Genomic DNA, 8,173 nt, shown 5'->3' with positions numbered 1-8,173 from the left:
TAACATAAATTCATTTTTGTCCATGTCCAAATTGTTTAGAACAAAACTACTCCCTTAGGTTGATCTAAAAAATATGGGGTTCGTCGGGCGGATACGTCGTTCTAGAACATCACTTAAGATAAAAATAAATATCATTACGATACTTTTAGAACCGTTTAAACCAAGTTTTAAAGTGTTTTCATTTTCTAACAATGACAAATACTCTCATACTTTTAAATAAGATTTGCTTAATTAAACTTATTAATTCTACACTATTAGATATAAATAGTATAAAACAATTATGTTAATTTTATGTTAATTTAACATTTAAACAGTTGTTTAATTTAAACAGTTGTTTAATTTTGAATTTGGAAAAAAAACACTGCTATTGAAAAATAATTTTAACGATAAACAAATTCAAATTCTGGAAGTTGCCGAAAACCTTTTTTCAGAAAAAGGTTTCGACGGAACTTCAATTCGTACTATTGCTAAAATAGCAAAAATAAATATTGCCATGATATCTTATTATTTTGGATCCAAAGAACGTTTATTAGAATCACTGATCATTTATAGAACTTCTGATTTAAAATATCAATTGGATAATCTACTGCAAGAGAATCTCGAACCCGTTGATAAAATAAATAAGCTTATTGAACTTTATATCAATCGCATCAATAGCAATAGAGGAATTTATAGGATTTTACATTTTGAATTTACTTCGAAAAAAAGAGCGCAGAGTTTACACGATTTATCTGAATTACGAAAAGGCAATTTAAAATCACTTGAAACTATTATTGAAGATGGCCAACGCAAAGGAATTTTTAGAAAAGATATCATTATCCCACTTATTACGCCTACTATTTTAGGTACTTTTTTTTATTTTCACATGAATAAAACCTACTTCGAAAATTTATTAAACTTAAAAACCGAAGAGTTGTATAATAACTACATAAAGACCACTTTGACAAAACATATTCAACAAACAATTAAAGCACTTCTGATTTATGAAAGTTAGTCAATTCGTTTTCTATGGAATTTTATTTATAGGAATTTCATCCGCAACAGCGCAAGAAAAAACAAGTTTAACTTTGAACGAAGCTATTAATTTGGCTTGGGCCAAAAGCAATGAAGTTACGCTGGCCAATACGAAAGTAAAAACCAAAAAATATGAATTAGAATCGAGTAAAAACACTCAATACCCTGATGTAAAACTTTCTGGTCAATATTTGAGGTTAGCAAATGCTGATATAAATTTCCAACTAAATCAGAATAATTCCGCAACTCAAGAACCGCTTCCTCTTGTAAATCAGGTGATGCTTGGTCAACTAAATGCTAAGCTACCTATTTTTTCGGGTTTCAAAATTCAAAATAGCATTGTTGCTAATCAAAATTTATATGAGGCTGAAATGGCTACAGCTTCGCAAACTAAAGAGGAAATTGCCATACGTGTTATTGATTATTATGCACGATTATACAAAGCGCAAAAGACAATTGAATTATTAAAAGAAAATCAAAAGACCGCCCAGCAGCGCGTTAAAGATTTTATTCAATTAGAAAAAAACGGAATTATTCCTCGAAATGATCTTCTAAAATCTAAACTGCAAACTTCTAAAATTCAATTATCACTTGATGAGACGTCTAATAATTTAAAAGTGATTAATTTTTATTTAGTGACACTTTTAAAATTAGATTCAAATACAAAGCTGGAAGTTCGAGAAGAAAATTTTACAGATTTTCAGATGACTAATATTCCCGCTAATGAATTACCAGCTTTAGAAAATAGAAAGGATTTAGAAGCAATACGGTTTCAAGAAAAAGCTAGTGAAGCCAATATAAGGATTGCAAGAGGTTCTTACTATCCATCAATTGCGATTGTGGGCGGCTATAGTGCTTTAGATTTAAGCAATGTCATTACCGTTCAAAATGCAATGAATTTTGGTGTTGGAATTTCATACGATTTAAGCGCAATTTTAAAGAATGGAACTTTAGTTAAATTAGCAGAAAATAAATTTTTGGAAGTACAAAATTCTGAATTGATATTGACAGATTTTATTAAAATGCAGGTAAAAAAGGCTATGGAAGATTACGACTTAGCTTTAAAACAAAAGATTGTTTATAATGAGGCTGTTGAACAAGCTACTGAAAATTATAGAATTGTAAAAGAGAAATATGACAACGGACTTTCAGACACTAATGATTTACTTGAAGCTGATGTAGAACAATTAAGTGCAAAAATAAATACTGCTTTGGCGAAAGCTAATACCATTCAAAAATACTATGAGTTACTGTCTGTAACTGGCCAATTATCACAAACATTCAATATCGCTCAAAAATAATCATAACCATGGAAAAGAAAAAAACAAATAAAAAATTTATTATTATCCTAGTGGCTTTAGTGATTTTGGGCGGAACTTACGGAACTTATAAATACCTACATTCTCAATCACATGAAGAAACAGATGATGCGCAAATAGAGAAGAATATGAACCCTATTATACCACGTGTTTCGGGATATGTGGATAAAGTATATATTAAAGATAATGATTATGTAAAAAAAGGTGATACGCTATTTACTATCGATAAAAGAGATTATTTATTAAAAATTGAGGAAGCTTCAGCCGCAGTTGTAGGAGCTGAAGGTAGTTTTGAGGTTTCAAAAGCGGATATAGGAAGTGCTTTAGCGAGTATTTCGGTTTCAGATGCTAATTTTCAGTCAGCAGGTGGAAATATTGAATCAGCCAAAATAAGATTAGACCGCGCTACTAATGATTACAATCGTTATGATAATTTATATAAAAGCCGCACAATCACTAAACAACAATATGAGCAAGCACTAGCTGCAAAAATGGAAGCTGAAAGTCAAGTCCGTGTGTTACAACAGCAACAAAGAGCGAGTGCGTTTCAAAAATCAGTAATTATTGCTAAATCGAAAGTCTCAGACAAACAAACAGAAGTAGCTGCTTCTAATATCAAACGTGCCAAAGCGATGCTTGACGCTGCTAAATTGAATTTAAGCTATACCATTGTAACTGCTGCCATTGATGGCCAAGTTTCTAAAATTGAAATTCAGCCAGGTCAATTAGTACAACCAGGACAATCTTTATTCTATATTATAAATAATAATGAAGCTTGGGTAATTGCAAACTTTAAAGAGACACAATTAAATAAAATGATCATTGGTCAGAAAGTATCTGTCAAAGTAGATGCCTATCCTGATTACGATTTTCAAGGCACAATTACATCATTCTCGCCAGCAACAGGATCTAAATTTTCGTTACTGCCACCTGACAATGCCACAGGAAATTTTGTGAAAACAATCCAAAGATTACCCGTAAAAATAAGTTTGAATCCTACAAATGATCCTGAAAAAATAAAACTACTTCGTGCTGGAATGAACGTTGATGTTGACGTGCATCTGGATTAAATAGACTTTTGATGATAACAATTCGAAATAAAGATCTTAAAAATTAAAGTTGACAATTATAAATTAAATGGCACCAACTGGAGAAGATGATTTAGTAGAATATGGCTTTAGGAGAGTCATAATTACCATTACAGCTGTACTTTGTGCAATGCTTGAAATTGTAGATACTACCATTGTGAATGTGGCATTGAATAATATGCGGGGAAGTCTAGGTGCATCACTTACTGATGTAGCATGGGTGATTACTGCGTATGCCATTGCAAATGTAATTGTAATTCCTATGACAAGTTGGTTATCACAGCAATTTGGACGTCGGAATTATTTTGCAGCCTCCATTATTATATTTACAGTAGCCTCTTTTTTATGCGGAAATGCCGATAATATATGGGAACTGGTAACGTTTCGTTTTATACAAGGTTTAGGCGGTGGCGCTTTATTAGTAACGGCACAAACGATAATTACCGAAAGTTATCCAGTTGCTAAAAGAGGAATGGCTCAAGCAATTTACGGAATGGGTGTAATTGTAGGACCAACACTTGGACCACCTTTAGGAGGATATATTGTTGACCATTTTTCATGGCCATATATATTTTATATCAATATTCCGCTTGGAATAATTGCAACCTTACTTACTTTTTCATTTGTTAAAAGTCCTAAATACGGTGAGAAATTAAAGGCAAGTCAAGTCGATTGGTATGGAATTGTTCTTTTAAGTGCCTTTATAGGATCATTACAATATGTTTTAGAACATGGTCAGCAAGATGATTGGTTTAATAATCTTACGATAATGATTTTATCTACAGTCTCTGTATTTGGATTAATTCTATTTATTTGGAGGGAATTAACCTATAAATACCCAATTGTAAATTTGAGAGTTTTGAAAGATACAAATCTAAGAGTGGGAACTATAATGTGTTTTATTTTAGGTTTTGGATTATATGGCTCTACATTTTTGATTCCTATATACACACAATCTGTATTAGGATGGAGTGCGCTAGATGCTGGATTGTTATTGATTCCGAGCTCTATTACAACTGGAATTATGATGCCATTTATAGGTAAAATGATTCAGCGAGGTATTCCTCAAACGTATATGGTAGCTTTAGGGTTCTTTATCTTTTTCTTATTTACCTTTTGGATGCAAAACGTCATTACCACTGATTCAGGTGAAGAACATTTATTTTGGCCACTAATATTAAGAGGAGTTGGATTAGGGTTACTATTTGTGCCTATTACAACACTTTCACTTTCAACTTTAAAAGGCAAAAGTATAGGCGAAGGAGCTGCTTTTACCGGAATGATGCGACAATTAGGAGGCTCTTTTGGTATTGCAATCATAACTACTTTTTTAGCGCGTTTTAATCAAGAACATCGTGTGAATTTAATTTCACATTTAGATAAAACTTCTTTTGAGGTACAACAAGCAGTTCAACAATTTAAAATGGGTTTTATGTCTAAAGGTTTTGCCGAAAACGAAGCTTTGGCAAAAGCATATAAAGCAATTGAATATAAAGTGATTTTACAGAGTTCGGTATTGTCTTATATGGATGTGTTTTTATATTTAGGAGCATTATTCTTATTGTGTATTCCCTTTATTTTGGTAATAAAAAAAGGTAAAAATAAAATTAATCCTGCAGATGCTATGCATTAGTTTACTGGATAATATATTTGCTTTAATTTTTTTTTTGAAGGAGACGCGATAAATCGCGTCTGTACTATTGTGCGGTGAAGATGAGTTTATTTTCTTTTGATAAATTAGTATCAAATTGGTAAGGTGATAAATCGCTTTTATAAATTTATCTAGTGAAGATAAGTTGATTTCCTTTTGATAAATTAGCATCAAATTGGTAACCATCATAGTTAAATCCTTTTAAATCGTCTATGGTTTCAGCATGAGTATCAATAATATAACGCACCATCATTCCTCTAGCTTTCTTTGCATAAAAACTAATTATTTTTAACTTACCCTCTTTATAATCTTTAAAGTCGGGCGTAATTACCGGAACCTTTAGAGCCTTTACGTCAATAGCTGAAAAATATTCATTACTCGCTAAATTGATAAATAATTCGTCCTTTTTTAATTCGTTATTCAAAGATTGAGTAAGAGTAGCTTTCCAGAATTCATGCAAATTTTTACTTGTGCCCACTGCCATTTTTGTCCCCATTTCAAGGCGGTAAGCTTGCATTAAATCTAGTGGTTTTAATATACCGTACAAACCAGAAAGTATTCGGAGACGGTCTTGCAAAATTGCAATTTTATCTACAGGAATAGTATGAGCATCTAATCCCGAATAAACATCACCATCAAATGTATATATTGCTGGACGTGCATTTACGGTAGTAAATGGTGTTTGCCAATCTTGAGTGCGCTGCCAGTTTAGATCAGCTAATTTATTTGAAATACTCATTAAAGAAGATAAATCAACTGGCTTTACTTCTTTTAAGACTTTATGAATTTGTTTTGCGTGCTCTAAAAATAGTGATTCTGTATTTAGATCTGTTGGTAATTCTTTTTTAAATTCTAATGATTTGGCTGGTGATATAACAATTTTCATCTAGTACTTTGTTTAGTATAATTTTTATCAAAAATACTAATTGAAAACCATAATGTGGAACTTTTTCAATTGATTTGTATAATAATACCATAAAAGATCTAAATCAAAAAGATAATATATTTAGTATTTTTACATTCAAAATAAAATAAAAAATGCAAGACTTCAGTACGGTTGCTATTCAAAGAATAACAATTAAAAATTTAATTCTGTTACAAGAAATTAGCATTCGAACATTTACAGAAGCCTTTTCATCGACTAATAATGCTGACAACATTGCAATTTACATTTTAGAAAAATTTGGTTTAGAGCAATTGACGTTTGAAATAAATAATGCTAATTCTCAGTTTTATTTCGCTTTTGCAAATGATCAAGTGATTGGCTATATAAAACTTAATTCTGGAGATGCGCAAACAGAAAACATCGTCGGAAATAATTTAGAAATTCAGCGCATTTATATAATTGAATCTTTTCATGGTAAAAAAGTAGGCCAGCTATTGTTAGATTATGCGCTGCAAATAGCATTAGATGCAGGTTTTGAAAGTGTTTGGTTAGGCGTTTGGGAACACAACTACAAAGCTATTCAGTTTTATTCGAAAAATGGATTTACGGTTTTTGACAAACATGATTTTATGATGGGAAATGACAAGCAAACGGATTTATTGATGAATCTTTTTCTAAAAACTTAATCTTTATGTACGATTTTAATTTTTTAAAAATAGTACAATTGATAGTCTATTGCGTATTTTTAAAATCCTATTTAGCTTATTTTTGTATAAAACTTTACAAACACCATGAAACAAGATGTAATTATTGTTGGAGCAGGATTAGCAGGATTATCGGCAGCGGTTTATTTGCATCGTCAAGGACGAAAAGTACTTATTTTAGAAGCCAGTGATCGTGCAGGAGGAAGAGTAAAAACCGATTCTCAAGACGGATTTCTTTTCGATCAAGGTTTTCAAGTGCTTTTAACCGCCTATCCCGAGACACAAGCATTACTCAATTATAAAGATTTAAAACTAAAAAAAATGTTGCCAGGCGCAACAGTTCTTTATGATGGTGGCCAATTCGAAATTGCCGATCCTTTTAGACGACCTTCGGCGGCATTTGCAACGCTTTTTGCCCCTGTAGGAACTTTAAAAGATAAGATCAACACGCTTTGGCTAAAAAACAGATTACAAAACCTAAGCATTGAAGAAATTTTTGAACAACCGGAACAAACGACGCAAAAACAGTTAATTGAATATGGTTTTTCATCAAAAATGATTCAGCGTTTTTACGCGCCATTCCTTTCTGGAATATTTCTCGAAAATGAACTAAAAACTTCTCGACGAATGTTTGATTTTGTGATGAAAATGTTTTCTGATGGTGATGTTGCTATACCTGAATTAGGAATGGAAGAAATCCCAAAGCAATTGCTAGCGATGCTTCCTGATAATCGTATTTTATGCAACAGTGAAGTGACTGCAATTGTTGATAATAAAGTCACATTAGCAGACGGAACTGTTTATGAAGCTAATCAAATCCTTTTGGCTACAAACGCGAACAAGCTTACGCAACATTTTGTTCCAAATCAAAAAATGAGCGCGCAACAAGTAACTAATATTTATTTTGAAGCAAATGAAGCACCAACTAAAAAGGCGGTTGTCGTCCTAAATGCTTCATTGAATAAAAAGTGGGTTAATAATTTGACTGTAATGACAAATGTTTCCGAGGCTTATGCGCCAAAAGGAAAAATTTTAATTTCTGTTTCGTACAATGGTACACCAGAAATAGATGGTACAACTTTAGCTGAAAATATGAAGCAAGAACTAAAGCAGTGGTACGGTGAAAAAGTAGATAACTGGAAAATGTTGAAAAGCTACCGAATTAAATACGCATTACCTACTCAAGAGAGTGTTAGAAATACCATTGATCCATCTGAACTAAAAATTACAAATCATTTATTTATTTGTGGCGATAACTTATTGAATGGCTCCATAAATGCAGCAATGAAAACAGGTCGACTGGCCGCGGAGGCAATGAAAATTTAATATTCTGAAAAAAATTAAAAACTATTAAGAAAATTAAGCCTTTAAAACCTTAATTCTCTTACTGGCTAAAGTATGTCCATCTACTCAAATTATAATTTTATAAAAACCAACTGCAATATTTACCTTAAATAACTTAATTTATTAACGCTTGAAAAAACTGCAGTAATTTCAAATAGTCTCTAAAT

7 protein-coding genes are annotated in these 8,173 nt (G+C 31.7%); 6 read left to right on the top strand and 1 reads right to left on the bottom strand.

Annotated features, from left to right (window positions below):
- The first annotated feature begins 367 nt into the window (after positions 1–367).
- The 4 genes from RCH18_RS10490 (at position 368) to RCH18_RS10475 (ending at position 5,054) form a co-directional block, all read left to right on the top strand.
- The gene (locus RCH18_RS10490) at positions 368–994 is read left to right on the top strand and encodes a TetR/AcrR family transcriptional regulator (RefSeq protein ID WP_326936708.1); all 627 of its coding nucleotides are present in this window, start codon (positions 368–370) and stop codon (positions 992–994) included.
- Positions 984–2,315: a TolC family protein gene (locus RCH18_RS10485; protein ID WP_326936707.1), complete on the top strand. Its 1,332-nt coding sequence runs from the start codon at positions 984–986 to the stop codon at positions 2,313–2,315. Before RCH18_RS10490 ends, RCH18_RS10485 begins: the two co-directional genes overlap by 11 nt.
- Before the next feature lie 8 nt (positions 2,316–2,323).
- Positions 2,324–3,403 (top strand): HlyD family secretion protein, encoded by a 1,080-nt coding sequence (locus RCH18_RS10480; protein WP_326936706.1) that lies wholly within the window; start codon positions 2,324–2,326, stop codon positions 3,401–3,403.
- Between the two features lie 67 nt (positions 3,404–3,470).
- Positions 3,471–5,054: a DHA2 family efflux MFS transporter permease subunit gene (locus RCH18_RS10475; protein WP_326936705.1), complete on the top strand. Its 1,584-nt coding sequence runs from the start codon at positions 3,471–3,473 to the stop codon at positions 5,052–5,054.
- A gap of 145 nt (positions 5,055–5,199) precedes the next feature.
- On the opposite strand, the gene yaaA is transcribed toward RCH18_RS10475, so the two are convergent.
- Positions 5,200–5,958 carry a peroxide stress protein YaaA gene (yaaA, locus tag RCH18_RS10470; protein WP_326936704.1) on the bottom strand — a complete coding sequence of 253 codons (759 nt, stop codon included), beginning with the start codon at positions 5,956–5,958 and terminating at the stop codon, positions 5,200–5,202.
- 152 nt (positions 5,959–6,110) lie between these two features.
- Here yaaA and RCH18_RS10465 point away from each other — a divergent pair, with 152 nt between their 5' ends.
- Together RCH18_RS10465 and RCH18_RS10460 are read left to right on the top strand one after the other, a co-directional pair.
- Positions 6,111–6,644 (top strand): GNAT family N-acetyltransferase, encoded by a 534-nt coding sequence (locus RCH18_RS10465; protein WP_326936703.1) that lies wholly within the window; start codon positions 6,111–6,113, stop codon positions 6,642–6,644.
- A 105-nt stretch (positions 6,645–6,749) separates the two neighbouring features.
- Positions 6,750–7,988, top strand: a complete 1,239-nt coding sequence (locus RCH18_RS10460) for an NAD(P)/FAD-dependent oxidoreductase (RefSeq protein ID WP_326936702.1) — start codon at positions 6,750–6,752, stop codon at positions 7,986–7,988.
- Positions 7,989–8,173: the final 185 nt, after the last annotated feature.

Origin of the sequence: Flavobacterium sp. PL11 (assembly GCF_035985025.1) — a bacterium.
In the GTDB taxonomy this organism is placed as follows: Bacteria; Bacteroidota; Bacteroidia; order Flavobacteriales; family Flavobacteriaceae; genus Flavobacterium.
This window is presented reverse-complemented; position numbering and strand designations above follow the sequence as displayed.

Coding starts and splice junctions, on each gene's coding strand:
- RCH18_RS10485 (WP_326936707.1), top strand. CDS start 984: ATGAAAGTTAGTCAATTCGTTTTCTATGGAATTTTATTTATAGGAATT.
- RCH18_RS10480 (WP_326936706.1), top strand. CDS start 2,324: ATGGAAAAGAAAAAAACAAATAAAAAATTTATTATTATCCTAGTGGCT.
- RCH18_RS10475 (WP_326936705.1), top strand. CDS start 3,471: ATGGCACCAACTGGAGAAGATGATTTAGTAGAATATGGCTTTAGGAGA.
- yaaA (WP_326936704.1), bottom strand. CDS start 5,958: ATGAAAATTGTTATATCACCAGCCAAATCATTAGAATTTAAAAAAGAA.
- RCH18_RS10465 (WP_326936703.1), top strand. CDS start 6,111: ATGCAAGACTTCAGTACGGTTGCTATTCAAAGAATAACAATTAAAAAT.
- RCH18_RS10460 (WP_326936702.1), top strand. CDS start 6,750: ATGAAACAAGATGTAATTATTGTTGGAGCAGGATTAGCAGGATTATCG.